The 24636-nt window shown below is 50.1% G+C and carries 22 protein-coding genes; 13 read left to right on the top strand and 9 right to left on the bottom strand.

Going from position 1 to position 24636, the window contains the following annotated elements; all coding sequences use genetic code 11:
- Nucleotides 1-312 precede the first annotated feature (312 nt).
- Nucleotides 313-972: a helix-turn-helix domain-containing protein gene (locus tag DES37_RS11480; protein WP_110025856.1), complete on the bottom strand. Its 660-nt coding sequence runs from the start codon at nucleotides 970-972 to the stop codon at nucleotides 313-315.
- 778 nt (nucleotides 973-1750) lie between these two features.
- Between DES37_RS11480 and DES37_RS11485 the strand changes: the two genes are divergently transcribed.
- The 7 genes from DES37_RS11485 to opgB all read left to right on the top strand — a co-directional run bounded on the left by DES37_RS11485 (nucleotide 1751) and on the right by opgB (nucleotide 8785).
- Nucleotides 1751-2527 carry a threonine/serine exporter family protein gene (locus DES37_RS11485; RefSeq protein WP_036106465.1) on the top strand — a complete coding sequence of 259 codons (777 nt, stop codon included), beginning with the start codon at nucleotides 1751-1753 and terminating at the stop codon, nucleotides 2525-2527.
- Nucleotides 2518-2991 carry a threonine/serine exporter gene (locus tag DES37_RS11490; RefSeq protein WP_110025857.1) on the top strand — a complete coding sequence of 158 codons (474 nt, stop codon included), beginning with the start codon at nucleotides 2518-2520 and terminating at the stop codon, nucleotides 2989-2991. Before DES37_RS11485 ends, DES37_RS11490 begins: the two co-directional genes overlap by 10 nt.
- 381 nt (nucleotides 2992-3372) lie before the next feature.
- The gene (locus DES37_RS11495) at nucleotides 3373-3801 is read left to right on the top strand and encodes an organic hydroperoxide resistance protein (protein ID WP_036106471.1); all 429 of its coding nucleotides are present in this window, start codon (nucleotides 3373-3375) and stop codon (nucleotides 3799-3801) included.
- Nucleotides 3802-3984: 183 nt separating this feature from the next.
- Nucleotides 3985-4530, top strand: coding sequence for a primosomal protein DnaT (gene dnaT, locus DES37_RS11500; protein ID WP_110025858.1), 546 nt, complete (start codon nucleotides 3985-3987; stop codon nucleotides 4528-4530).
- 2 nt (nucleotides 4531-4532) lie between these two features.
- Nucleotides 4533-5276 carry a replicative helicase loader DnaC gene (gene dnaC, locus DES37_RS11505; protein ID WP_036106477.1) on the top strand — a complete coding sequence of 248 codons (744 nt, stop codon included), beginning with the start codon at nucleotides 4533-4535 and terminating at the stop codon, nucleotides 5274-5276.
- Nucleotides 5277-5364: 88 nt separating this feature from the next.
- Nucleotides 5365-5844: a YjjA family protein gene (locus DES37_RS11510; protein WP_110025859.1), complete on the top strand. Its 480-nt coding sequence runs from the start codon at nucleotides 5365-5367 to the stop codon at nucleotides 5842-5844.
- Nucleotides 5845-6481: 637 nt separating this feature from the next.
- A complete protein-coding gene (gene opgB / locus DES37_RS11515) occupies nucleotides 6482-8785 on the top strand; it encodes a phosphatidylglycerol--membrane-oligosaccharide glycerophosphotransferase (RefSeq protein ID WP_110025860.1) in 2304 nt (767 codons plus the stop codon).
- 95 nt (nucleotides 8786-8880) lie between these two features.
- On the opposite strand, the gene DES37_RS11520 is transcribed toward opgB, so the two are convergent.
- Nucleotides 8881-10719, bottom strand: coding sequence for a sensor domain-containing diguanylate cyclase (locus tag DES37_RS11520; protein WP_170123761.1), 1839 nt, complete (start codon nucleotides 10717-10719; stop codon nucleotides 8881-8883).
- A gap of 290 nt (nucleotides 10720-11009) precedes the next feature.
- Here DES37_RS11520 and DES37_RS11525 point away from each other — a divergent pair, with 290 nt between their 5' ends.
- Complete coding sequence (locus DES37_RS11525; protein ID WP_110025952.1) at nucleotides 11010-12326, top strand: D-serine ammonia-lyase; 1317 nt, start codon at nucleotides 11010-11012, stop codon at nucleotides 12324-12326.
- A gap of 32 nt (nucleotides 12327-12358) precedes the next feature.
- Here DES37_RS11525 and DES37_RS11530 read toward each other — a convergent pair whose 3' ends face one another.
- Entirely contained in the window at nucleotides 12359-12877 is a 519-nt protein-coding gene (locus DES37_RS11530) for a gluconokinase, GntK/IdnK-type (protein ID WP_110025862.1), read from the bottom strand.
- A 214-nt stretch (nucleotides 12878-13091) separates the two neighbouring features.
- Between DES37_RS11530 and idnD the strand changes: the two genes are divergently transcribed.
- The 4 genes from idnD to idnR all read left to right on the top strand — a co-directional run bounded on the left by idnD (nucleotide 13092) and on the right by idnR (nucleotide 17414).
- Nucleotides 13092-14123, top strand: coding sequence for an L-idonate 5-dehydrogenase (gene idnD, locus DES37_RS11535; protein ID WP_110025863.1), 1032 nt, complete (start codon nucleotides 13092-13094; stop codon nucleotides 14121-14123).
- Nucleotides 14124-14145: 22 nt separating this feature from the next.
- Nucleotides 14146-14910 carry a gluconate 5-dehydrogenase gene (idnO, locus tag DES37_RS11540; RefSeq protein WP_110025864.1) on the top strand — a complete coding sequence of 255 codons (765 nt, stop codon included), beginning with the start codon at nucleotides 14146-14148 and terminating at the stop codon, nucleotides 14908-14910.
- A 79-nt stretch (nucleotides 14911-14989) separates the two neighbouring features.
- Nucleotides 14990-16309 carry a gluconate:H+ symporter gene (locus DES37_RS11545; RefSeq protein WP_110025865.1) on the top strand — a complete coding sequence of 440 codons (1320 nt, stop codon included), beginning with the start codon at nucleotides 14990-14992 and terminating at the stop codon, nucleotides 16307-16309.
- Nucleotides 16310-16415: 106 nt separating this feature from the next.
- Complete coding sequence (gene idnR, locus DES37_RS11550; RefSeq protein ID WP_110025953.1) at nucleotides 16416-17414, top strand: DNA-binding transcriptional regulator IdnR; 999 nt, start codon at nucleotides 16416-16418, stop codon at nucleotides 17412-17414.
- A gap of 37 nt (nucleotides 17415-17451) precedes the next feature.
- On the opposite strand, the gene DES37_RS11555 is transcribed toward idnR, so the two are convergent.
- The 6 genes from DES37_RS11555 to DES37_RS11580 are packed head-to-tail and all read right to left on the bottom strand — an operon-like array spanning nucleotide 17452 to nucleotide 23649.
- On the bottom strand, nucleotides 17452-18966 hold the full coding sequence (locus DES37_RS11555) for an ABC transporter substrate-binding protein (RefSeq protein WP_036106509.1): 1515 nt from the start codon (nucleotides 18964-18966) through the stop codon (nucleotides 17452-17454).
- The gene (locus tag DES37_RS11560; RefSeq protein ID WP_110025866.1) at nucleotides 18947-19984 is read right to left on the bottom strand and encodes an ABC transporter ATP-binding protein; all 1038 of its coding nucleotides are present in this window, start codon (nucleotides 19982-19984) and stop codon (nucleotides 18947-18949) included. The genes DES37_RS11555 and DES37_RS11560 overlap by 20 nt, the downstream gene beginning before the upstream one ends.
- Complete coding sequence (locus DES37_RS11565; RefSeq protein ID WP_110025867.1) at nucleotides 19984-20967, bottom strand: ABC transporter ATP-binding protein; 984 nt, start codon at nucleotides 20965-20967, stop codon at nucleotides 19984-19986. Before DES37_RS11565 ends, DES37_RS11560 begins: the two co-directional genes overlap by 1 nt.
- The gene (locus tag DES37_RS11570) at nucleotides 20964-21815 is read right to left on the bottom strand and encodes an ABC transporter permease (protein ID WP_036106516.1); all 852 of its coding nucleotides are present in this window, start codon (nucleotides 21813-21815) and stop codon (nucleotides 20964-20966) included. Before DES37_RS11570 ends, DES37_RS11565 begins: the two co-directional genes overlap by 4 nt.
- A complete protein-coding gene (locus DES37_RS11575; protein ID WP_036106518.1) occupies nucleotides 21812-22750 on the bottom strand; it encodes an ABC transporter permease in 939 nt (312 codons plus the stop codon). The genes DES37_RS11570 and DES37_RS11575 overlap by 4 nt, the downstream gene beginning before the upstream one ends.
- The gene (locus DES37_RS11580) at nucleotides 22750-23649 is read right to left on the bottom strand and encodes a proline iminopeptidase-family hydrolase (RefSeq protein ID WP_036106521.1); all 900 of its coding nucleotides are present in this window, start codon (nucleotides 23647-23649) and stop codon (nucleotides 22750-22752) included. The genes DES37_RS11575 and DES37_RS11580 overlap by 1 nt, the downstream gene beginning before the upstream one ends.
- 219 nt (nucleotides 23650-23868) lie before the next feature.
- Between DES37_RS11580 and DES37_RS11585 the strand changes: the two genes are divergently transcribed.
- Nucleotides 23869-24621 carry a LuxR family transcriptional regulator gene (locus DES37_RS11585; RefSeq protein ID WP_036106522.1) on the top strand — a complete coding sequence of 251 codons (753 nt, stop codon included), beginning with the start codon at nucleotides 23869-23871 and terminating at the stop codon, nucleotides 24619-24621.
- Nucleotides 24622-24636: the final 15 nt, after the last annotated feature.

Genomic DNA, 24636 nt, shown 5'->3' on the forward strand with positions numbered 1-24636 from the left:
CACCAGGTGGAACCCGGGCAGATTACCAGGGTGTTATCCCTGCAAATTAACGCCCGGGCATGGGTCTGTGAGAAAGCACAAATGGGCCACAAGAGCCCATTTCAGATTGATGAAAAAGAAGGAAAAAGCGTGGTTTTTCCTTCTTTTTAGTTAGCAGCCGAAAATCAATGAATTGATTTTCCTGGTTTTTTATTAGGTGACATCCTCTCGTTCTGTGCGGACATGAGGTTTGTCATCAGACTCAAATGGGCCACAAGGGCCCATTTACATGGAAGCAGCCACATACCGGTTAAGCCCGGTAACCGCCCTGCCTCACAGCTCGTTGGAAAGTTCCACTTTGCCAGCTTCGCTGTTAATCCAGGCATACATATCGGCATTACTGCGCAGTGATAAACGACGCAATGCGCTCCGTTTCTGGGCGCTAATCGTTTTATTGCTTTTTTGCAGCACATTTGCCACCTGGTTCACCCCGAGCCCACGCCCAAGCAGGCGCAAAACTCGTTTTTCCGATGCAGTCAGTTTATGGTGCTCCTGGGGAATTTGTGCACTGGAGCAGGCTTCGGCGTCAGCCTCTGTATCCCCCGGAATGTACATGCAATCCAGAAAGGGGTGCAGCAGATTTATCAGCTCAGTTTCAGGAACCAACAGAGGAATCAAATGGATATTAGGTAAACCATGCCATTTTTCATATTGCTGTTCATCTGAGGATATCAACATAACCCACTGGCATTTTTGCCCGCTGTGGACGCTTTCCAGATAATGATAATAAATATCATCACTGTGGTTTTCATCGGAAAGATCACAAAAAATGATATCGTTATTAACGGTAAGACTAAGCTGACTATCGCACTTTACATCGCAAACACTCAGATTAATATTATCGAAATTTCTTAAAATCAGTGATTCAATCCCGGCAGCGATTATCGCTGAACGACTAATAACCGCACCGTCTTTATAGCTTCCTGCTGTCATATTTTGCTCCTGTTGATATCTGGCCTCTGTACCCTGCGTTGTTTCTGGTGGTTTACGGAGCCACACGCATTTCCCAGCAATCAAAGCGGAAGTAAACTTTAAAAATCAATATATTATTTGAAAAGCCTACACCACCACTATAGCAATATGCACCAGAAAACCGCATGACACGAAGTACAGACCTGGATAAGTTGAATAGAAAAAACATAAATTTAAAAAACTACAGATAAATACAAATACTGAACCTGTTCAGATGAACATTATGCCTATAATCCCACGCCACACCTGAATAAAACCTAAACACTACGCAATATGCAGCAAGATGAATACAACCAGGGCGTGTTGTAATTATAACACGGCACATCTAAGCAAATAATTAATAGCCCTCAGTAAAAAAATATTGATGGAATATTCCTGGTCAAAAAAAAATAAAAAGTAAAAAAATCATTAATACAAAGTTAAGAAAAAAACACTTCACGGCATAAATTGCCTTATCTGGTCTGTCGCGCTTTCCCATTGTTACTTTGCGGCTCTGCTTCCATCTGCAAAATGTTCGCAGCAAAATGTTCGCCAGGCTGTTTCCCATCGTGGGTAAATATCTTAAATTGAGTAAAGGTTGAACGGAGATACCTTCTCACTAACAGAGCTTGTGCACCCAAAAACAGGTAATACCCCCGTCAGTTTGTGCGGGTAGCCGTTCAACGCACAAACCCGTTACCTTGCGTGCGCATTAACAGCCACGCTTTTATCTCTACTTTTGGTTTTGGCAGGTCTGAAAATGGAAGCAATAGCGGTAAAACAGCGTGAAGTAACCCGGCTGTGCATTCAGTGCGCACTCTTTCTGCTTCAGCACGGCGCTGAAAGTGCTCTGGTGGAAGAACTTTCCGGGCGGTTGGGTAAAGCCCTGGGCATGGATAGCGTTGAAAGCGCCATTTCTGCTAATGCCATTGTGCTGACAACTATCGTTGATGATCACTGCCTGACATCCACACGTAAAAATATTGACCGTGGGATCAATATGCACGTAGTGACCCAGGTTCAGCATATTGTCATTATGACCGAGCACAAGCTGCTGGATGACAAAGACGTCCGGCGCCGGTTTGCCCATATTCGACCATTGCGTTACCCACGGTGGCTGGTCGTTCTGATGGTTGGGCTCTCCTGTGGGTGCTTTTGTAAACTCAACAATGGCGGGTGGGATGGCGCACTCATCGCCTTTCTTGCCAGTAGCGTTGCCATGTTTGTTCGCCAGGTACTCACTCATCGCCATTTTCACCCGCAGATTAACTTTTGCATCACGGCATTTGTTGCGACAACGCTTTCCGGGCTGTTGTTGTCCACCCCGCTGTTTCGCCACACATCCACCATTGCCATGGCCGCCAGTGTTTTATTATTAGTGCCGGGCTTTCCATTGATTAATGCCGTCGCGGATATGTTCAAAGGCCATATCAACACCGGCCTTGCGCGCTGGGCCATGGCAAGCCTGCTTACACTTGCAACCTGTATTGGTGTGGTCACGGCGCTGGCACTGTGGGGGTTACGCGGATGGGCATAATGACGTTTTTATTGAGCCTGCTTCAGGATATGGTGCTGGCCTCTATTCCGGCAGTCGGTTTTGCCATGGTTTTCAACGTGCCACTCAGAGCATTGCCTTACTGTGCTTTACTGGGAGCTATAGGCCACGGAGCCCGGTTTATCCTGATGCACTTTGGTGGCAATATTGAATGGAGCACATTTCTCGCATCCATTCTGGTCGGCTGCATTGGGATTCAGTGGTCTCGCTGGTACCTTGCTCACCCCAAAGTTTTCACGGTCGCGGCCGTCATCCCAATGTTCCCGGGGATCTACGCCTATACCGCCATGATATCTGCAGTGAAGCTGAGCCACTTCGGCTATACAGAGCCGCTGATGATAATGCTGGTAACCAATTTCCTGAAAGCCGCATTTATTGTTGGCGCGTTATCTATTGGTTTGTCCCTGCCAGGCCTATGGCTCTACCGCAAACGCCCGCGGGTGTAACCCGCGTCAGATTGATGAAAAAGAAGGAAAAAGCGTGGTTTTTCCTTCTTTTTAGTTAGCAATCGAATATCAATGAATTGATTTTCCTTGTTTTTTATTGGGTGGCATCCTCTCGTTCTCTGCGAGCATGAGGTTTGTCATCAGACTCATTTGAACTACGATGTATTGTGGCTTTAGTTAAATAAAAAATAACTTGCAATTAAATAGCGCACTATTTAAATTAATCACAGAGCAAGACTGAACGGTCACGCGCAGAACTTCACCATCGTGCCTTAAGGTACATATTCTTACGGGTAATGTCCTGCACCACTTCAGTCTCAATTTAGTCACCGTCTATTAAGTCGCTCACGACTTAATAGTGAAATATACAAAGGAGTCAACATGTCTTTAGAACAAGTGGTTTACCGGGCAAAAGCAAAAGCCACCGGGGGCCGTGACGGCCGCGCTGTTTCATCTGATGGTGTACTGGATGTCAAACTGGGTGTGCCAAAAGAGATGGGCGGGCTCGGTGGTGAAGTTACCAACCCCGAACAGCTTTTTGCTGCCGGTTACTCTGCATGCTTTTTAGGTGCCATGAAATTCGTTGCTGGCCGCGATAAAATCGCCCTGCCAAAAGAAGCCTTTATTGAAGGTGAAGTCGGTATTGGTCCGATTCCTGATGGTTTCGGTATTGAAGCAAAGCTGAATATCCACCTGCCGGGCATGGACAGTGCTGAAGCCAAAAAACTGGTGGATGCCGCTCATATCGTCTGCCCTTACTCCAATGCTACCCGTGGTAACATCGATGTCACGCTAAATATCATTAACTAAGCGTTGTTGCCCCGGCAACCAGGCCGCTTGTGCGGTCTGGTGCTACCTGTTTTGCTCGCCATGCTGATTATCCCCACTGCTTTCCTTTCAATCTGCCCCGCAGGTTATGCTACTATCTGGTGGTATGTTCCCGGCCTTTTTCGCCTGAAAAGGTGCAGTCAAATTCAGCTTTGAGATGGTGTTATGTCTTCCAGAACGCTTACCCCGGATGTTATCGGTCTTGATCAATTTAATGATGACCCGCTTTCTGCTCTGAAGCAGGCGGAAAATGGCGCTATTGCTATTTTCCATAACAACCGCCCGGCATTCTATGCACTGACACCGGAAAGGCTTGCTGCACTGCTGGCTATTGAAGCGGCGCAACAGCAACCCGTGCCCCAGGCAGATGTTGCCCTGGATGACTCACTTTTCAGTGATGCCCCTTTGCCCGCAGGCCCGGTTCCCCTGGGGAAATTTGCCATGTATTCAGGCTGGGCTCCGGATGCCGATTTTCTCCGCCAGGCTGCATTGTGGGGCATTATGTTAGCCACACCCGTGGCAGCAGAAGAGCTGGCAGCATTCACGTCATACTGGCAGGCAGAAGGCAAAGTTTTCCACCATATTCAGTGGCAACAAAAGCTGGCGCGTCATCTGCAAATCAGCCGCCAGGCAAACGGCGGCCCGGCAAGGCGGGATATTTCGCAAATATCACGTCCGGATGAAAGCATTCCTGACGGTTTTCGGGGGTAATAATGGTAAAAAAAGCAACCGACCTGCTCTCCCGTGTCAGGCGCCATATTCCTGATGGTATCAGACCGGCGTTTACAACGCCTGAGGAGTGGCACCAGTGGCAACTTGAACAAGGCCGCCAGCGCTCTCAGGCTCTCGCCCGGGAAAACCAGGCGATGAAAATGCAACGCACATTCAAACGTTCAGGTATTCGCGAGCTGCATATTAATTGCTCGTTTGATAATTATCTTGTTGAGTGTGAAGGGCAGGCTCTGGCACTGGCGCGTGCACGTAAGTATGCCGATGAATTCGAAGGTAATATCGCCAGTTTTGTCTTTTCTGGCAAACCCGGCACCGGGAAAAACCACCTGGCCGCAGCAATTTGCAATGCCTTGTTATTACACGGTAAATCTGTACTGATTATTACCGTGGCAGATATCATGTCGGCAATGAAAGGCACCTTCAGTGAAGGGGCTGAAACCACAGAAGAACGCCTGATTGAAGACCTGAGCAGAGTGGACTTACTGGTCATTGATGAAATTGGTGTCCAGACAGAATCCCGTTACGAGAAAGTGATTATTAACCAGATTGTTGACCGTCGCTCCTCTTCCAAGCGGCCAACCGGTATGCTGACCAATCTGAATATTAACGAGATGAACCAGCTATTGGGCGAACGCGTGATGGATCGTATGCGCCTGGGTAACAGCCTGTGGGTTATTTTCAATTGGGACAGCCACCGCAGCCGGGTTACCGGAAAAGAGTACTAAAATCCGAATTATTGGGCAGGCAGCAGCACTGCCCGAAATCAGGTTTATACTGAGGCCACAATTATTGGCTTCCCTGATGGATTTTCTTATGAGCGTTAAGCAACCTGTACTTCTTTCTCTTGCACTGGCTTTCGGGCTGGTATCGGCCACGGCCAGCGCAGTAAACCTGCAACAACTCTCCAGTTCAGCAGAGCAATTAATGGGCAGCAGCTCTGGCAGTACGAGCGCTAACAGCACATCTTCACTAACCAGCCTGCTGGGCAGCAGCAATTCTCTGAGTGCGGGGAATATGAATAATGCGGCGGGGGTACTCCAGTATTGCATGAAACAAAAACTGGTGAATGCAACTTCTGCAGATAACGTAAAAAATCAGTTGCTTAATAAACTGGGGCTGGAAAACCAGAGCAGCACCTCACAGGATTACCAACAAGGGTTAGCAGGCCTGCTGAACAGCAAAGAAGGCCAGCAAATCAACCTGGATTCATTGGGCAATTCAGAACTGGGCAAAAAGGTGAAAACCAAAGCCTGTGATTTGGTACTCAAACAGGGTGCCAGCTTTATATCTTAACTAACTGTAAAATAAATAAAAAGCGCAGAATCTGCGCTTTTTTTGTTGCCAAAAGGCAACGTTCTGTTCAGCTGTCAGCGCCGTTTTACACGATGGCGCACACGATCCGTGTCCAGCGTACGTTTACTGACCTCACGATAATGTTTGAAAAAACAAAACATTACGAAAGCCAATAGCCCCGCAAGACTAATAATATATAACCACATAAAGGTATCCACGATTGCTGTGCGGAATGAAGGGCAAATATCCCCAAGAAATTTGCAGTAATGTAGCATGGACATCTTTCAGATTATCCTGAGGATAATCTGAAAATCATTATATTTTAACATGATATATTGCTAAAGAAGATCAGACAAAACCGCACAAATCCAGATTAATCACTAAAAAACCAGGCGTTTTAGCGGATAAAACCAGAATAAAGCACCATACCACAATAAACTTTCTTAGGTAAATCACTAAGGGAAGTCCGAAGTTTCGCAGTTTGATGACACCCCCACATACGCACTGAAAAAACCTCTTACAACAGCACATTTTTGTTGCAGAAAAATTGCACGGCGTATTAACTCAGGCTAGATTAGTCTGCCCGGGAGTGTCGCTCACCTGAGGAGTACCCGGGTATTCAGATGAGGATCACGCAGTGTCAGAAGTTATCTCGTTTTTTCTGTTTATCGCATCTATCGCTATTTATGCGTGGAAGGCAGGCCGCCACACATGGTGGTTTATCTGCACGCTTGTGGTACTCATTGTCTTTGTTGTGCTGAATATCGTTCTTTATGCCAGTAATTATTTTACTGGCGAAGGGATCAACGATGCGGTGCTGTACACCCTCACCAGTAGCCTCACAGGCGCAGGCATTCACAAATATATCCTGCCGGGAATCGGGCTTGTTGGGCTCCTGGCGGGCATCTTTTTCGGGTTATCCTGGTTGTTACGCCGCCGGAAACACGCGCCGCACCACCGCGGTTACAGCCTGCTGGCGTTAATACTGGCACTGGCCTCCGTTGATGCCAGCCCGGCCTTTCACCAACTGTCTGAACTGGTGAAATCACAATCCCGCCAGGGGGATCCGGATTTTGACGTTTACTATAAAGAACCTAACAAAACGATTCCGTCCCCTCATCTGAATTTGGTGTACATCTATGGGGAAAGCCTTGAGCGCACTTACTTCGATAACGAGGCATTCCCCGGCCTGACGCCTGAACTCGGCGCACTCAAGCAAGATGCCATTGATTTCAGCAAAACCGGCCAGCTACCGGGCATGGACTACACCATCGCAGGTATGGTGGCATCGCAATGTGGGATCCCTCTTTTTGCGCCATTTGAAGGCAATTCATCGGCCTCGATGTCCACATTCTTCCCCCAGAACGTGTGCCTTGGCGACATTCTGAAAAATTCCGGCTATGAAAACTACTTCATGCAGGGTGCCAACCTGCGCTTTGCCGGGAAAGATGTATTCCTTAAATCTCACGGTTTCGACCACCTCTACGGCTCTGAAGAGCTCAAGCAGAGAGTCAGCGATCCGGCATATAAAAATGACTGGGGTTACTACGACGACACCGTACTGGATGAAGTGTGGAAGCAGTTTGTCACGCTCTCCAGCCAAAATAAACGCTTCTCCCTGTTTACTCTGACAGTGGATACTCACCATCCCGATGGGTTTATTTCCCGTTCCTGTACACGTCGCAGCTATAAAATGGACGGTAAAACCAACCAGTCGTTCAGCGCTGTCACCTGTAGCCAACAGCATGTCGCTGCGTTAATTGAAAAGATAAAGGCATCCCCCTGGTTTAAGAACACCATAATCGTGGTGTCTTCAGACCACCTGGCAATGAAAAATACCGCCTGGCCTTATCTCAATAAACAAGACAGGGAAGATCTGTTTTTCATTATTCGCGGTGACCAACCCACGCAACAACTGGTTTCCGTGAAACGCAACCCTATGGATAACGGTGCAACCGTGCTGGATATTCTCGGGGGTGATAACTATCTGGGTCTGGGGCGCAGTAGCCTGTCCGGGCAGTCGCTCTCGTCGCTCTTTTTGAATATGAAAGACAAAATTCTCGCCTGGAAACCAGACGTGATTCGCCTGTGGAATTTCCCAACGCATATCGACACCTTCAATATTGATAAAGGCAAGAACACGATCAGTTTCTCCGGCAGTACCTTCCGCCTGCCATTACTGTTACGTGTATCCGACAAAAAAATCGAGCCGTTGCCAGAGAGTGAATATTCCGCTCCATTGCGCTACCAACTGGCCGATTTCGCTCCCCGGGATAACTTTATTTGGGTTGATACCTGCTACAAAATGGCGCGCCTGTGGTCGCCTGAACTCGCGCTTTCCAGCGACTTGTGCGTGGCGCAAGGGCAACTGGGGGGGAAACAACAGGTTCAGGCAGTCAGTACCCAGGCCTGGCAAGGCAAGGCTCATTTCCCTGACACTGTCATTGATATGGCCCGTTACCAGCAAAATATCGATAAGCTGAAAATTGTCGATAACGACATCCGCTACAAAGCCGACAGTTTCATTTTCAATGTGGCAGGTGCGCCAGATGAAGTGAAAAGCTTCACCGGAATTTCCCGCCCGGAATCATGGGGGCGCTGGTCTAACGCCAATATCTCCCCTGAAGTGAAAATTGAATATACCCGGCCCTTGCCAGCGCACTTTGACGTGGTGATTAAGGCCAAAGCGTATGGGCCAAATATCAACCAGCCAATTCCAGTGCGGGTGGGTAACCAGGAACAAGTTCTGACAGTCGGTGATACACCGGTCACTACAACATTACGCTTTGATAACCCAGGCAACAGTAGCACGCTGACCATTACACCGCCTGCGCCACAAGAATCTAATATGGACAATATTCTGGGGCACTCGCCGCGTAAATTAGGGGTAGGGCTGATAAGCGTGGAAATTGTGCCGGTTTCCGCGCCACCGTTATCCTGAATACGCTGCTGAACAAGGGCCTTATGCCCTTTTTCAGTCTGGTGAAAAAGAAGGGAAAGCGTGATTTTCCTTCTTTTTAGTTAGCAGCCAGCATGTTACGGCCCACAAACCTGGTTACGCCCGGCAGATTTCGCCTGATACAGGTTAGTATCTGCCTGTTGTACCCAGTCATCCATGGAAGCGTACTCTGGCCGCCAGGGCGCCACACCGATACTCACGGTAAACGAAAGTGAAACCGCTTCCCAGTTAAAGGTGTAATCTGCAATTGCAGCACGTAGCCGCTCCATTGCCAGGCAGGCGTCCCGCGTTGTCACATCCCGTAGCAATACAATAAACTCTTCACCACCCAACCGGGCCACCAGGTCCGTGCCCCGGGTGTGCGTTTCCAGTAAACGCGCTAATTCCTGCAATAAAGCATCGCCCGCCAGGTGGCCATACTTATCATTTATCCGCTTGAAGAAGTCCACATCGACCAGAGCAAGGCAATGCCTGGACATCCCTTGTGAAGGTAAATTGAGATCAGGCAAAGCATGTAAGGATTCAAAAAAAGCGTTACGGTTCGGCAACCGGGTCAGCCCGTCGTGAGTGGCGTTGAAACGTAACCGGGCTTCCATTTCCGAACGCTTATCTTCAAGGCTGCGAGCCCGGATGAGCGTTCCCAGGGTGGTTACTATCGGTTCCAGTTGTGCAATCAGCTCATCATCCATCCCTTGCGGGCGGTTAGCCAGCGCGATCATGCCGACAGGTTTCTGATTAAATACAATGGGAATACCCAGGAAATTATGCAAAGGCGGGTGTCCGGCAGGAAAACGGCGTTTCCCCGGGAACGCAGGCACATTATTCACACACATAATTTTATTGTGCGTAATGACCTGCCCAAATATGTTATCCAGCCGGTGAAAAATCAGCGCGTTATTCGCCTGCATCTGCTCATCAAACCACCGGGTAACGGAATCATCCCACGAGATATTCGAAATGGCCGGAATATGCAAAGACAACACACCTTCGGTATCCTGCACAATTCCAATAAAACCAAATTCACACTGAGTCATATCCAGTAATGGCGTGAACACATGGTCACAGGCTGAGCCCAGATCATGATCATGCAAAAAGCGATTCTGTGCATCCAGTAAAATATCCAGTAATGCACGTTGCTGAACCATTTTTCTCTCATTCGCAACATATTCAGTGATATCGTGTGCATACTTCACTATCCGGCACAGGTGCCCTTCGGAATCAAAAATAGGGTTATAGTTAGCCTGAATCCATAACGGCTGGCCGTTCTTACGAATCCTTTTAAACCGCCCTTTCCAGCACTCACCGCGGCGTAACGCTTTCCAGAAACGCTGGTAGCCGTTAGCTGACACTTCATCTTTGGCACACAAAAAAGCATGGTGATGGCCAACTAACTCGCGTTCGCTGTACCCGGTCATTGCCAGATAATTGTCATTGGCACACAAAATAAAACCGTTCTTATCAAACTCAATCACGCCCTGAGCACTGTCCAGCGCCTGCAGGCGGGCATGGTATTCCACATACATCAGTTTTTCCTGAGTGATGTCCATTGCCATCATCAGAATACTTTGCAACTCATTATCTTTATTGAGTACAGGTGAATAAGATGCATGCAGCCACACGACACAATCATCATGATGGCAACGTTTAAATTCTCCACAGGTAATATTTCCGGCCAGTACGTCCTGCCAGAAAACAGTACCACGGCCATGACTTAATACAAATTGCGAATGGTTAATATTCACCAGTTCCTCGGCATGAGAAAACCCCATTAAAAGAGCAAACTGCTGATTCGCTGAAATAACATTACCAGACAAATCAAACTCAGCCATTGCCCAGCCGCCATCAAGTAATAGCTGTCTGGATTCCCCAAGGGAAATAATATGTTGTTCAGAATTAGTGTGCTGTGTTGTCATCATCGTTCTGCCTGAAAGCATCACTTAAGCCAAATAAAAGGGTATGAAAGCTCATTACCCATAACTGAGTTATTTTTTTACCGGCGCTTTTAATTGAGTATGGTTTAAAATTGTATTCGCGCCACTTCAACGGAGTCATAAAAAAAACAATCCCGCATCTCTGAAATAGCCGGGACTTCACGTTTTTTTCTCCAAAGGCCAGATGAACTGTGCACACATATACACCAGCAATGTGAAAGAATAAGAGGATAACTGCTATGCTGTTTTTATCCTTGAGCCATGAGAACACTATCATGACAACAACGATTGCAATGTTACGTGAAACCCGTCCTTTACTGGATGACCTGGCTGCAATGAAAGAAACGGTTTGGTGCAACCCGGACATAACCTCTGCCGAAGAAGGCCTGCACTATAGCGGGCTTACCCGCAGAGATGTACAGGGTGCAGAGCAGCGCCTGGCGCGTTTTGCCCCCTGCCTGAAACAGTTATTCCCGCAAACAGCTGCCGCCGACGGCATGATTGAATCTGAGCTGGTTGCCATTTCGGCTCTCAAGGCCACTCTGGACCAGAAATATGGCCACACCGTTCCTGGCCGGGTGATGCTAAAAAAGGACAGCCACCTGCCTATTGCCGGGTCGGTAAAAGCACGGGGAGGCATTTATGAAGTGCTCACGTGGGCTGAACATTTAGCGTTTCGTACCGGGTTACTCAACCCCCATGACGACTACAGCAAACTGGACAGCGATGTGGCTCGCCAGTGCTTTAGTGATTACGAAATTGCTGTCGGCTCCACAGGAAACCTCGGGTTATCTATTGGCCTGATGGGTAAAAAACTGGGGTTTCGCGTCACCGTGCATATGTCTGCTGATGCAAAAGCATGGAAAAAAAACCTGCTGCGGGAATGTGGTGCCAGTGTTATTGAATACCAGGATGATTACAGTGTGGCGGTCAGCCATGGCCGGGAAGCGGCCAAAAACCACGAACATACACTGTTTGTTGATGATGAACATTCACGCACTCTGTTCCTGGGTTACGCTGTAGCTGGCGAGCGCCTCAAAAAACAGTGTGATGAACAGGGGATAATTGTCGACCATGACCACCCGCTATTTGTCTACCTGCCGTGTGGCGTGGGTGGCGCACCGGGTGGAATCAGCTTTGGGTTGAAACTGGCGTTTGGCGATAACGTGCACTGTTTTTTTGCTGAACCAACGCACTCCCCCTGCATGTTCCTTGGTGTGTATAGTGGCCTGCATGACCAGATTAGTGTTCAGGATGTCGGCCTTGATAACCATACCGTTGCTGATGGCCTTGCTGTTGGCCGCGCATCGGGTTTTGTGGGCAAAACCATGGCACGCCTGATATCAGGTTATTACACCCAGTCTGACGAAACGTTGCTTGCCTTACTGGGTGATGTCTGGCGCGATGAAAATATTTTTCTCGAACCTTCAGCTGCAGCAAGCGTTTCTGGCCCATGGGTGACCGCGGCTGAAAGCGCAAAATCTTTCAGCGCGCAACAACTGGCTGGAGCCACCCATATTCTGTGGGCAACGGGTGGCGGTATGGTTCCGCAAACAGAGCGGGAAGCATTACTGAACCAGTCAGGCCAGTAACCCCTCCGGCCTGCTTAACCGCAGGCCGTAATTCACTGCTGATTCAGGTTTTGCAGAACAGTAATACAACGAGCGGTCACCTCTTCAACAGTGGCATTCACGTCTACAGCAAACACATCCGTTTCATCCGCCAGAGGCTCTTCCAGAGTGGCAAACTGGCTTTGCAATAATGCAACCGGCATAAAATGCCCGGCTCGGTCAGCCATACGAGAATAAATTGTTTCGTAGTCACCCTTTAACCACAGGAATATAATATTAGGGCTGCCTTCACGTAATTTATCACGGTAAATTCTTTTTAATGATGAACAAACAATAATTCCCACTTCATTTTTCTTATAAAGACTATAAGAGACATCATTTAACCTTGCTAACCAGGGGAAACGATCATCATCATTTAGTGATTCACCACGAGACATTTTATCAATATTATTTCGCGGATGAAGATCATCACCATCAATAAACTTTGCGGGTAACTGCTGTGCCAGTTTTGTTCCCACCAATGATTTACCACTACCAGAAACGCCCATTAAAATAATACTTTTCCCCGCCATTATTCGACTCCCAGCGATTGAATTACCCGAATACTAACTCATCAGTGGCAATGTCATGTACCATTTTTTCTTTCGCATTTCATAATTTATGGCTTCATCACGTTATGCGTAACATTGTTTTGTAACAACCATGCAGTGTGACGCTCATCACAAATAAACATCAAAAAAGTGCGTTTAAATGATTTGTGTCAACACCACTCAGAGAATGAATATCATGGAAATTACAACCAGGTCCTGCGTTGTTTCAGGCAAAGAAGACGTGTCAGTTATCCAGCAAAATGTTATTTGGAATAACCAGGAAACATTAGTAGAAGTAGTACGCGGTGGTATTTGTGGGTCTGACCTTCATTATTACCAGGAAGGTAAAGTAGGTAATTTTCAGGTTAAACAACCCATGATTCTTGGCCATGAAGTTATTGGCCGCGTGGTTGCAACAGACTCACCTGATTTACAAAAAGGGCAACGGGTTGCCATTAATCCATCGCGCCCTTGCGGGCAATGTAAATATTGCCTTAATCATGAAGAAAATCAGTGCACCACAATGCGCTTTTTCGGTAGCGCGATGTATTTCCCGCATGTTGATGGTGGGTTCACGCAATATAAAGTAGTGGATACTGTACAGTGTGTCCCTTATGCCGAACATGCTGATGACAAAGTAGTCGCTTTCGCGGAACCCCTTGCAGTGGCAATTCATGCCGCTCACCAGGCTGGTGATTTAGAAGGTAAACGTGTGTTTATCTCGGGCGTAGGGCCAATAGGATGCCTGATTGCAGCGGCTGTTCGCACCCTTGGTGCCGCTGAAGTGGTATGCACCGACATCAGTGAACGCTCACGCCAACTGGCGCAAGAGATGGGCGCAACACAAACGATTGATGCCAAAACCGGGGATTTTAGTGCCTGGGAAGAAGACAAAGGTTATTTCGATATCTCCTTCGAAGTTTCAGGCAATGCTGCATCGGTACAACGCTGTATTGCAGTTACCCGTGCTCGTGGCACGCTGGTGCAAGTTGGTATGGGGAGCAATATTCCTGACTTCCCACTGATGAATATTATTGCCAAAGAACTGTCGCTGAAAGGCTCATTTCGCTTCACCACAGAATTTGCCACCGCCGTCAATTGGTTGAGCAATAATACGATTAACCCACTCCCGTTGCTGTCTGCGGAATATCCCTTCACTGATCTGGAAAATGCCCTGAAGTTCGCAGGTGACAAAACCAGAGCAGCAAAAGTGCAACTTGTTTTCTGATACCAATACAGGACATTACACAATGAACGATTTATTTTCTCTACAGGGAAAACGTATTCTTATTACTGGCTCAGCCCAGGGAATTGGTTTCTTGCTGGCAAATGGTCTGGCGAAATATGGTGCACAAATTATCGTTAATGATATTACCCAGGAACGAGCAGAAGCCGCAGCCAATAAGCTGACTCAAGCTGGTTACACCGCAAAAGCAGTTGCCTTTAATGTCACCAGCAAAGCAGATATTGATAAAGCCGTCAGCAAAATTGAGCAAGATTTTGGCCCCATTGATGTACTGATTAATAATGCCGGGATCCAGCGCCGTCACCCGTTCACCGAGTTTCCGGAACAAGAGTGGAATGATGTTATCGCCGTCAACCAGACTGCTGTTTTTTTGGTTTCTCAGGCAGTCACCCGCCACATGATGGAACGCAAAGCAGGCAAAGTTATCAACATCTGTTCTATGCAAAGTGAATTAGGCCGGGACACCATCACCCCCTACGCAGCATCCAAAGGCGCAGTAAAAATGCTCACTCGCGGAATGTGCGTGGAACTGGCCCGCTACAACATTCAGGTCAATGGCATTGCACCTGGCTACTTCAAAACTGAAATGACCAAAGCACTGGTTGATGACCAGGCGTTTACAGACTGGTTATGTAAACGCACACCAGCTGCACGTTGGGGCGACCCTGAAGAATTAATTGGTGCCGCAGTTTTCCTGTCATCCAAAGCATCCGACTTCGTGAATGGCCACCTGTTGTTTGTCGATGGCGGCATGCTGGTTGCTGTCTGATTTAACTTCTTAACCTTTTCCCTATATATACGGGCGGTTTTACCCACCGCCCGGTTAACCATAAAAGAGATAAAACATCATGCCACTGATTATTATCGCCATAGGCGTAGCGTTGCTGTTACTGCTTATGATTGGTTTTAAAATCAACGGCTTTATTGCCCTGATACTTGTTGCGACCGTGGTGGGCTTTGCAGAAGGAATGCCGGCACATGACGTTATTCATTCGATTCAATCCGGGATTGGCGGCACCCTTGGTGGTTTAGCCATGATTTTAGGGTTTGGCGCCATGTTGGGACGCCTGATTTCTGACACAGGCGCAGCACAACGTATTGCGACAACGCTCATTCACGCATTTGGCCGTGAACGCGTTCAGTGGGCACTGGTTATCACCGGTTTAGTGGTTGGGCTGGCCATGTTTTTCGAAGTTGGCTTTGTTCTATTGTTGCCACTGGTATTTACCATTGTTGCGGCATCGCGTTTGCCGTTGCTGTATGTCGGCGTACCAATGGTCACCGCTTTGTCCGTCACCCATTGTTTCTTACCGCCGCATCCGGGCCCAACAGCCATTGCAGCTATTTATAATGCAAACCTGGGGACAACACTGCTGTACGGCATAATTATCACCATCCCGACCGTAATCATTGCTGGTCCTATTTTTTCGCGTTTTCTTACCAAATATGAAAAAACGCCACCGGAAGGATTGTTCAACCCACATATTTTCACCGAAGAAGAAATGCCGGGTTTTTGGAACAGTATTTTTGCCGCCATTATCCCTGTAGTACTGATGGCAATTGCCGCTATTTGTGAGATAACCCTGCCCAAAGAACACCCCGTCCGTGTATTCTTCGAGTTTGTCGGTAACCCGGCTGTCGCGCTATTCATCGCAATTGTGATTGCTGTTTTTACCCTGGGTTTGCGCAATGGCCGGTCTCTGGAACAGGTGATGAACATCACTGGCGATTCCATTGGTGCTATCGCAATGATTGTATTCATCATTGCTGGCGGTGGCGCATTTAAGCAGGTACTGGTAGATAGTGGTGTGGGGAAATATATCGCCGACCTGATGAGTGGCACCACGCTCTCGCCGTTATTGATGTGCTGGACGGTTGCTGCAGTGCTACGTATTGCCCTGGGGTCAGCAACCGTTGCCGCCATTACCACTGCAGGGGTTGTGTTACCTATTATTGGTGTCACCCACGCAGACCCGGCACTCATGGTACTGGCAACCGGGTCTGGCAGTGTTATTGCCTCCCATGTTAATGACCCGGGCTTCTGGTTGTTCAAAGGTTATTTTAACCTGAGTGTCACGGAAACATTGAAAACCTGGACCGTCATGGAAACCCTGATTTCGCTAATGGGCCTGGCCGGTGTCCTTGCCATTAACGCAATTATTCACTAATACAGACAACGGGTGGCAGGTCGCGTATTCTGGGCAAAATCTTATCAGGCAGCCTGATTTTGCCACCCGGCTCATTCCACTGGCAGGCGAATGTTATTCAAACATCATGAGAAACCATCGCATTTCATTGCAGGATATTGCTACGCTGGCAGGTGTCACCAAAATGACCATCAGCCGTTATCTGCGTACACCGCATAAGGTCTCACGGGAGACCGGAGAAAAGATTGCCAGCATTATTGAAGAGATAAATTACGTACCAAACCGCGCACCAGAAATGCTGCTTAATGCCAAGAGTTATACCGTCGGCATCCTGATTCCTTCCTTTCAAAATCAACTGTTTTCCGACATCCTGGCAGGGATTGAATCTGTCACCTCGGGCCATAATTACCAAACCCTGATAGCGAATTACAATTACTGCCAGCACTCAGAAGAAGAGCAAGTTATCAACCTGCTCTCTTACAATATTGACGGCATTATTCTCAGCGAAAAGCACCATACCCTGCGTACCAGCAAGTTCCTGCGTGCAGCACAAATCCCGGTAGTGGAGGTGATGGATACCCAGGGTAACAGGCTGGACATGGAAGTGGGGTTCAATAACAAACTGGCCGCTTACGATATGGTCAATACCATGCTGGAAAAACGCCAGCGGAAAAAAATCGTCTACCTTGGCTCCAAAGACGATGTGAGAGATGAACAGCGTTTTCAGGGCTACAGTGAAGCCATGGCAGAAGCCGGGTTACCTTGCCTGCGAGTTAACCCTCATTCTATCTCATCTATTCACCTCGGTTCCCGGATGCTGCAAGATGCCCTGGCACAATACCCTGATTTAGATGGCGTATTTTGTACCAACGACGACATTGCTATGGGCGCCTTACTGTGGTGCCACATGCAAAATATCCGGGTGCCACAAACCCTGTCAATTGCCGGCTTTCACGGGCTGGAAATGGGTAAACGCATGATACCAAGCCTTGCCAGTGTGATTACTCCAAGGTTTGAAATTGGTCGTACCGCGGCACAAATGCTATTAAAGAAAATAGAGGATGACGAAATCGTGGGCGACAGTGTTGATTTGGGCTACCAAATTTATATGGGTGATACCTTGTAAAATGGCGCCATCGCGGCGCCATTTTAGGATAAAACCGTTACTCTTTAACTGTATTTTCCAGGAAGAAACGGCCTAACGGGTTCTGGTAGAAACCCTTAATATTCTTACGGCTGACATTACGGTACGGGCTGTAATACAGATCGATCCAGTTCACGTCGGCTTTCGCCATTTTTTGCAGATCAATGTACATCTGCTCACGTTTTTTCGGGTCCATTTCCAGGCGAGCCGCAGCAACCAGCGCTTTCACTTTCTCATTGTGGTAGCGGGTCATGTAGTTCATGTTAGCGTCATGGCCTAACACAAATGTGGTTTTTTGGTCCGGGTCGAGAATATCGTTAGTCCAGTACATCACCGAAATATCGTAATCACCGGCCACCAGCATATCCCAGCTTTGGCTTGGATCCACTTTCTGTAAGTTAACTTTCACCCCAGCCTTCGCCAGTTGCTGTTGCAGCAGAATAGCAATTTGTTCATCCACTTCATCGCCCGCATTCACCACATAATTCAGCGACAAATCCGAAGCGCCGGCCGCTTTCAGCATCGCTTTGGCTTTTTCCGGATCATAAGGGCGGCGCAGGTTATCGCTGTAGTGGTACAGCGCACCGGCAGGAATATAGGAGTTTGCCACCTGCCCGTAACCAAAGGTCACCGTTTTAACAATCGCGTCTTTATCAATGGCAAAATCCAGTGCCTGGCGCACCGCCACTTTGCCAAGCGCACCATGTGAATGGTTGATCAACAAGTGGTCTTCACGGGTGGAAGGGTCCAGTTCAACAGTCAGATTATTATCTTTTTGCAAGGAAGCAATGCGCGAGAACGGTACGGTGAGCGCTGCATCCAGCTCGCCAGCCTGCACTTTCAGCATACGAGTATTATCATCCGGAATAGTCAGCCACTCGACCCCATCCAGGCTGACATCTTTCGCCTGCCAGAACAGTGGGTTTTTCTCCAGAACCACTTTCTCGCCACGCACCCACTCTTTCACACGAAACGCACCAGAGCCGACAGGTTTTTCAGCAAACTCATCTTCCCCTTCCGCTTTCAGTGCTTTTTCTGAAATAACAGAGGCATTCGGCAATGCCAGTTGAGACAAGAACGGTGCCGCAGGCGCTTTCAGGGTGATCACCAGCGTGCGGTCATCCGGGGTTTCCACTTTGGCGATATTACTGTAGGAATCGCGCCACAGTGACCCTTCGTTATCACGAATACGTAACAGGCTGAAAGCCGCATCGTGAGAGGTCAGTGGTGAACCATCAGAAAATTTGGTATCACGGATTTTGAACGTATACACCTTACCATCGGGTGAAATCGTCCAGCTTTCCGCCACTCCGGGTTCCAGTTTGGTGCCAGTTTTATCTACCCGGATAAGTGGGTCGAACACATTGGAAAACACCCAGTTATCCGCGTTCTGCGCCGATTTAATCGGGTCGAACGTTGTACTGTCTTCACGGCGGCCAATGGTTAAGATACCGGCAGCCTGCGCCAGTTCACTCACGGCGCTCAACGCCAACAATAACCCTGCTGCTGCCAATTTAACGTGCTTGCGCTTCATTCAACACTCCCCCAGTCAACGGAAATACAGTCTCTTCGCCTGCGTGGGCTAACACGCAGGTCCAGCTATGGTCGGCAACATGCCGGGTCTGTGGTGGTGCGCCAGTGCAACATTGTGCCTGGGCATATGGACAACGCGGATGAAACGCACACCCGGCCGGAATAGCTATCGGGCTGGGAGGCTCGCCACCCAGAGGCTGGGCAGGGAGCGGTTTATCCGGGTCGATTTCGGGAATCGCGGCTACCAGAGCAGCGGTATACGGGTGGCGCGGGTGGGAGAACACCGTCTCAGACGGCCCCTGTTCAACAATGCGCCCCAAATACATCACCGCCACGCGGTCACATAAGTGGCGCACAATGGCCAGGTCATGGGCGATAAACAGAATCGCCAGCCCCATTTTCTCGCGTAAGCTCATCAGCAAATTAATGATTTGCCCCTGAATAGAAACATCCAGCGCCGCCACACATTCATCTGCCACAATTAAGCGTGGTTCAATCGCCAGCGCCCGGGCAATACCTGCCCGCTGGCATTGCCCGCCACTGAGTTGGCCGGGTTTGGATGCCGCCTGCACGGGGCTTAAGCCCACCAGCGTCAGCAATTCATCCACCCGCCCGGCAATATTCTCCGTGGGGACTTTGCGATGCACCCGCAGCACTTCGGCAATGCTTTCGCCAATAGTCTGGCGCGGGTTCAGGGATGAGAACGGGTCCTGAAAAATCATGGCAGTTTGCTGGCGCAGGCGAGCTACGTCGCTGCGCAACCCATGGGTAATACGCATACCATCAAACCGAACTTCACCGCTTGCCGGGCGTTCCAGTTGCAGCAGAGCACGGCCAAGGGTACTTTTGCCACTACCCGACTCACCCACCAACCCCAGCGTTTCTCCTGGTGAAATTGCCAGGCTTACCTGATTAACCGCGTGAACAACGCGCCGTGCGCGGCCCCAGCCGCCTCCGGCCGGAAACGTTACGCTCAGGTTTTCCGCTTCCAAAAGCGGCCAGCTTTCCTGTTTCGCCATTATCCCTCCCGCTGTGTTAATGGTTGAAAGGGGTGAAAACAGGCCGCGGCATGAGACAGGCTGTTCTGTGTATAGTGCAGTGCGGGTTGTTGCTGGCGACAGGCTTCACTGGCTGCATGGCAACGCGGGTGAAACCGGCACCCTTCAGGAAAATGGTTTGCCACTGGTGGCTGGCCGGGAATGGTTTTCAAATGCCCGGCACTGCCTTCACTTTGTGGCTGGCAATCAATCAGCCCCTGAGTGTATGGGTGAGCCGCGTGGTGGAGCACTTCGCGTTTTCCACCTGATTCACACAGCCGCCCGCCATACATTACCGCGATACGGTCACAGGTTTGCGCCACCACCCCAAGGTCGTGGGTAATCATTATCACCGCCACACCCAGCTCACTGCGCAAGTCACTCAGCAAACGCAGGATCTGCATCTGCACAGTGACATCCAGCGCAGTCGTCGGCTCATCGGCAATTAACAGACGTGGTTCTGCCGCCAGTGCAACAGCTATCATTGCCCGTTGCCGCATCCCCCCAGAGAATTCATGTGGGTAATTTTTTGCCCGGCTTTGTGGGTCAGGGATCCCCACCTGGCGCAAGAAATCCAGAGCATCGGCCCGCGCCTGCCTGCGGCTGGCGCCAAAGTGCAGGCGGCGGCTTTCGGCAATTTGCTCACCTACCGTCATCACCGGGTTAAGGTGGCTGGACGGGTTTTGGAAAATCATACCAATTTCCCGCCCGCGAACACCGGCCATCTGCGCCTCACTCAGGGGAACAAGATCACGCCCGGCAAGATTGATACTTCCCCCACTAATGCGCAGCCCCTGCCCTGGTAATAAGCGCATCAGCGCACGGCAGGTCACCGTTTTACCCGACCCACTTTCCCCAACCAGGCCTAACATTTCCCCTTCGGCCAGGCGAAAACTGATGCCATCCACCAGCGTCACCTGGTTTACGGTTGTCACGGTCAGTTGTGAGACATCCAGTAATGTCATACGCGTTCTCCTAACCGGTCACCCAGCCCATCAGCCAGCAGGCTGAACCCCATTGCCAGCAGTACAATTGCCAGCCCGGGGAATGTGGTTATCCACCAGGCGGTGGTAATAAAGCTCTGCCCTTCTGCCACCATCACGCCCCATTCAGCAGTTGGTGGCTGAACACCTAAGCCGAGGTAGCTCACCGCCGCACCATTCAGCAGAACCAGGACACAGTCAGACATGGAGAACACCAGTGCGCCCGTCAGCGCGTTGGGCAATAAGTGGCGAAACAGAATACGGGTGTGGCTGTACCCCAGGCTGCGCGCGGCGAGAATAAAATCACGCTGTTTCAGGGTTAACACCTGCGCCCTCACCAGGCGGGCATAAGACACCCAGCCCACCATTGCCATCGCGATATAAAAACTGCCAAGCCCTGGCCCCAGAATGGCGATGATTGCCAGCATCAGAACCAGGAAAGGAAAAGCCAGGACAATATCTATAACACGCATAACGACTGCATCCACAACGCCGCCCAGGTAACCAGAAAGCGCTCCCAGCACTGTTCCCAGCGAGAACGGGAAAATCACCCCCAGCAGGCAGATTTGCAGATCCACGCGCGCGCCCCACACTACGCGGGAAAAAATATCGCGCCCGAAGTTATCGGTACCAAACAAATGAGCGCCACCAGGAGGGAGCAGGCTCACCGACGGGTCCTGATTGATGGGGTCGAAAGGTGCCAGCCATGGCGCAAGAATTGCGGCCAGCAACCACAAGCCGATAATGCAGCCACCAGCCACCAGCGCGTGCTGGCGCGGAATAAAACGCCGCCGCCACTGCGCCACACTTGCAGGCAAAGTCAGGTTCATAGTTTCACCCTCGGATCCAGTGCGACTGTGAGCACATCGGCCAACAAATTGACGGTGACAGTTGCCAGTGCAAAAACAATCACCACGCCCTGAACCACCATGTAGTCCCGGCTGAAAATTGCTTTGATAAGTAACTGCCCCATTCCGGGTATGGCGAACACACTTTCTATCACTACCGTGCTGCCAATCAGCCAGCCAATGTTAACGGCCAGCAGGTTGATGGTTGGCACCAGTGAGTTCGGTAACACATGCCGCCAGAAGATGCGCGATTCCTGCTGGCCCCGCGCCCGGGCAGCCACCACATAATCACTGCTCATCTCCATCAGCAGGCTGGCGCGCAGATTGCGAATCAACACCGCTGATAACGCCAGCGCAACCGTAAAACACGGCAAAGCCATGTGGTGCAGGCGTTCGGTCAGTTCATCGCCATAACCAGAAACCGGGAACCAGCCCAGCGTCACGCTGAACACAATGATCATCATGATCCCCAGCCAGAAAGCGGGAAAGCCCAGCCCGGCGGTGGTAAACAGGCGAATGCACTGATCCCACACACCTCCCCGATGGCGTGCAGCCATAGCGGCCAGAGGAACGGTAATAACAATTGCCAGCAGGACACTTCCTGCCACCAGCCAGACGGTTGGCTCCAGCCGGGAACCTATCAACTTCAGGGTATCCACCCGGTAAACGATGGATTTGCCCAGCTCGCCATGAAGCAGGTTGCGCAAGAAATAGAGATACTGCACCCACAAGGGTTCATCGAGGCCAAACTGGGCGCGAATACGGGCCAGTGCTGCGGGAGTACTGCGCACACCAAGTAAAATGCGTGCCGGGTCACCCGGGATGGCGCGTACCATGGCAAACGTAATAATGCTTATTCCCAGCAAAACTGGCAGCAGTTGCAGGGGGCGAAACAGCAGAAACCGGTAACGGTGCATCAGTCACCTCCGCTGCTGCGCTGGCGCTCCAGAAAATCCAGCAGGACCGGGTAATAGGCCTGGGGCTCTTCATAAAACGGCATATGGCTACTATTGGGGAATACATGGAGTTCCGCCTGGGGCAGACCCTGTTTCATTTTCATCGCACAGGCAGGTGTCAGTTCATCATGCTGTCCGGTGGTAATCAGGCAGGGAACCTTAATCATGTGCAAATCAGCACTGCGGTCCCAGTCTTTTAAATTACCGGTATAGAGAAACTCATTCGGCCCCTGCATTGTCTCGTAAGGCCCCATATTCCAGTCGTCCAGCGAGCGTTTTACCGGTGCAGGCCAGACATCAAGCCGGCAAACATGGCGGTAGTTCAGCAAGGTGACGGCAGCCTGGTATTGCGGGTGACTCAGCCAGCCCAGGGCTTCATAGCGTTGCATCATCGCAACCGTTTCTGGCCCCAGAGCCTCGCGCAGACGGTTGAGCTCTTGCACCAAATGGGGCATATCCGCCACTGTATTTTCGAGGATCAGGCTACGAATTGCACCAGGGTGGTGCAATGCCACTTCAATCGCCAGCCAGCCGCCCCATGAATGCCCCAACAAATGCACTTTTCCAAGATTCAGCGCACGGCGTACTGTTTCAACTTCCTGAACATAGCGCTCCATTGTCCAGAAGCGCGGGTCCTGCGGGCGGTCGGATTTACCTGTCCCCAACTGGTCAAAAGCCACTACCCGGTAGCCCTGCTGTTTCAGGCAGGAGTGCGCTTCACGCAAGTAATCACAGGGCAACCCAGGGCCGCCATTCAGGCAAAGTACTACGTCGTCACCCTCGCCAAACTCCCAGGCAACTACGTTGTAGCCATTAACCGTAATATCATGGCGTTTATCTGGCTGAATTTCGCTCCACATCTTTCCCTCCGGTGCCCGTCATTCAATTCGCGGGTGTTTTTCTTACGCTAACGGCTTCGCCCGCCACTGAACAGTTAGCAAAAATACTAGTTTTGCCTGCAATGCCAGTACAAAAAACATGCAACTCATGGCACTGTATTTGCATATAAAGCGTTACAGACTGAAAAGGTTTTGCACAAACCATGCCGCTCACGGCACAGACAGGAAATGGAGGGGAACATGCAACCAGCTATTCAGCACCCTGGCACATCATTTCCCAATGGACTGGATGATGCGTTCACTACACTTTTTGACCAGACACAAACGCTGGGCTTTGATGCGGTTATTTACGACTACACCCCCGTCCCCCGTTCACTGGAAGGGGAATTGATCACGCCATCATTGTTGCGGATGCACAACGTACCGGACGATATGCGCCAGCGCTGGTGCGACCAGGGCTATTACCAGGTTGACCCGGTACAACACTGCGCACTGGAAAGCTGCGCGCCTTTTGTGTGGTCTTATCAACGCCCGGATTACACCTCTCTGCGTGGGCGGTTGAGCGACCAGCATAAACCGGTGACCCATTACATGCGTGACCACGATATGCCTTGCGGCGCCACCGTACCGCTGCACTTGCCTCATGGTGGTTTTGTCACCCTGACCGGGATCCTGACCGCCCCCCATCAGGAACGGGATGTCATGGACAGCCTGGCGCAACTGACCTTTATCGCCCACCGTTTCCAGGAAAGCGCATTCCCGTTATTCGATGCATCCATGCTGACCTGCCGCCATGTCAAACTCAGCAATCGTGAGCGCGAATGCCTGGCCTGGTCCGCGGAAGGGCTGACAGCCAAAGAAATTGCCCGCAAGTTACACCGCTCAGTCGCCACCGTAACATTGCACCTGAACACCGCGGCGAAGAAGTTGGGAGCCAGTAACCGGGTTCAGGCAGTGGTACGCGCACTGCACTACCGTTTACTGGACAGTTAAGAACTAGCATTTTTA

It is taken from the genome of Mangrovibacter plantisponsor, assembly GCF_003182475.1.
GTDB classification, from domain to species: Bacteria; Pseudomonadota; Gammaproteobacteria; order Enterobacterales; family Enterobacteriaceae; genus Mangrovibacter; species Mangrovibacter plantisponsor.

What these genes read in the sequence shown, in the direction of transcription:
- DES37_RS11480 (WP_110025856.1), bottom strand. Translation starts at nt 972, where the DNA reads ATGACAGCAGGAAGCTATAAAGACGGTGCGGTTATTAGTCGTTCAGCG.
- DES37_RS11485 (WP_036106465.1), top strand. Translation starts at nt 1,751, where the DNA reads ATGGAAGCAATAGCGGTAAAACAGCGTGAAGTAACCCGGCTGTGCATT.
- DES37_RS11490 (WP_110025857.1), top strand. Translation starts at nt 2,518, where the DNA reads ATGGGCATAATGACGTTTTTATTGAGCCTGCTTCAGGATATGGTGCTG.
- DES37_RS11495 (WP_036106471.1), top strand. Translation starts at nt 3,373, where the DNA reads ATGTCTTTAGAACAAGTGGTTTACCGGGCAAAAGCAAAAGCCACCGGG.
- dnaT (WP_110025858.1), top strand. Translation starts at nt 3,985, where the DNA reads ATGTCTTCCAGAACGCTTACCCCGGATGTTATCGGTCTTGATCAATTT.
- dnaC (WP_036106477.1), top strand. Translation starts at nt 4,533, where the DNA reads ATGGTAAAAAAAGCAACCGACCTGCTCTCCCGTGTCAGGCGCCATATT.
- DES37_RS11510 (WP_110025859.1), top strand. Translation starts at nt 5,365, where the DNA reads ATGAGCGTTAAGCAACCTGTACTTCTTTCTCTTGCACTGGCTTTCGGG.
- DES37_RS11520 (WP_170123761.1), bottom strand. Translation starts at nt 10,719, where the DNA reads ATGATGACAACACAGCACACTAATTCTGAACAACATATTATTTCCCTT.
- DES37_RS11525 (WP_110025952.1), top strand. Translation starts at nt 11,010, where the DNA reads ATGACAACAACGATTGCAATGTTACGTGAAACCCGTCCTTTACTGGAT.
- DES37_RS11530 (WP_110025862.1), bottom strand. Translation starts at nt 12,877, where the DNA reads ATGGCGGGGAAAAGTATTATTTTAATGGGCGTTTCTGGTAGTGGTAAA.
- idnD (WP_110025863.1), top strand. Translation starts at nt 13,092, where the DNA reads ATGGAAATTACAACCAGGTCCTGCGTTGTTTCAGGCAAAGAAGACGTG.
- idnO (WP_110025864.1), top strand. Translation starts at nt 14,146, where the DNA reads ATGAACGATTTATTTTCTCTACAGGGAAAACGTATTCTTATTACTGGC.
- DES37_RS11545 (WP_110025865.1), top strand. Translation starts at nt 14,990, where the DNA reads ATGCCACTGATTATTATCGCCATAGGCGTAGCGTTGCTGTTACTGCTT.
- idnR (WP_110025953.1), top strand. Translation starts at nt 16,416, where the DNA reads ATGAGAAACCATCGCATTTCATTGCAGGATATTGCTACGCTGGCAGGT.
- DES37_RS11555 (WP_036106509.1), bottom strand. Translation starts at nt 18,966, where the DNA reads ATGAAGCGCAAGCACGTTAAATTGGCAGCAGCAGGGTTATTGTTGGCG.
- DES37_RS11560 (WP_110025866.1), bottom strand. Translation starts at nt 19,984, where the DNA reads ATGGCGAAACAGGAAAGCTGGCCGCTTTTGGAAGCGGAAAACCTGAGC.
- DES37_RS11565 (WP_110025867.1), bottom strand. Translation starts at nt 20,967, where the DNA reads ATGACATTACTGGATGTCTCACAACTGACCGTGACAACCGTAAACCAG.
- DES37_RS11570 (WP_036106516.1), bottom strand. Translation starts at nt 21,815, where the DNA reads ATGAACCTGACTTTGCCTGCAAGTGTGGCGCAGTGGCGGCGGCGTTTT.
- DES37_RS11575 (WP_036106518.1), bottom strand. Translation starts at nt 22,750, where the DNA reads ATGCACCGTTACCGGTTTCTGCTGTTTCGCCCCCTGCAACTGCTGCCA.
- DES37_RS11580 (WP_036106521.1), bottom strand. Translation starts at nt 23,649, where the DNA reads ATGTGGAGCGAAATTCAGCCAGATAAACGCCATGATATTACGGTTAAT.
- DES37_RS11585 (WP_036106522.1), top strand. Translation starts at nt 23,869, where the DNA reads ATGCAACCAGCTATTCAGCACCCTGGCACATCATTTCCCAATGGACTG.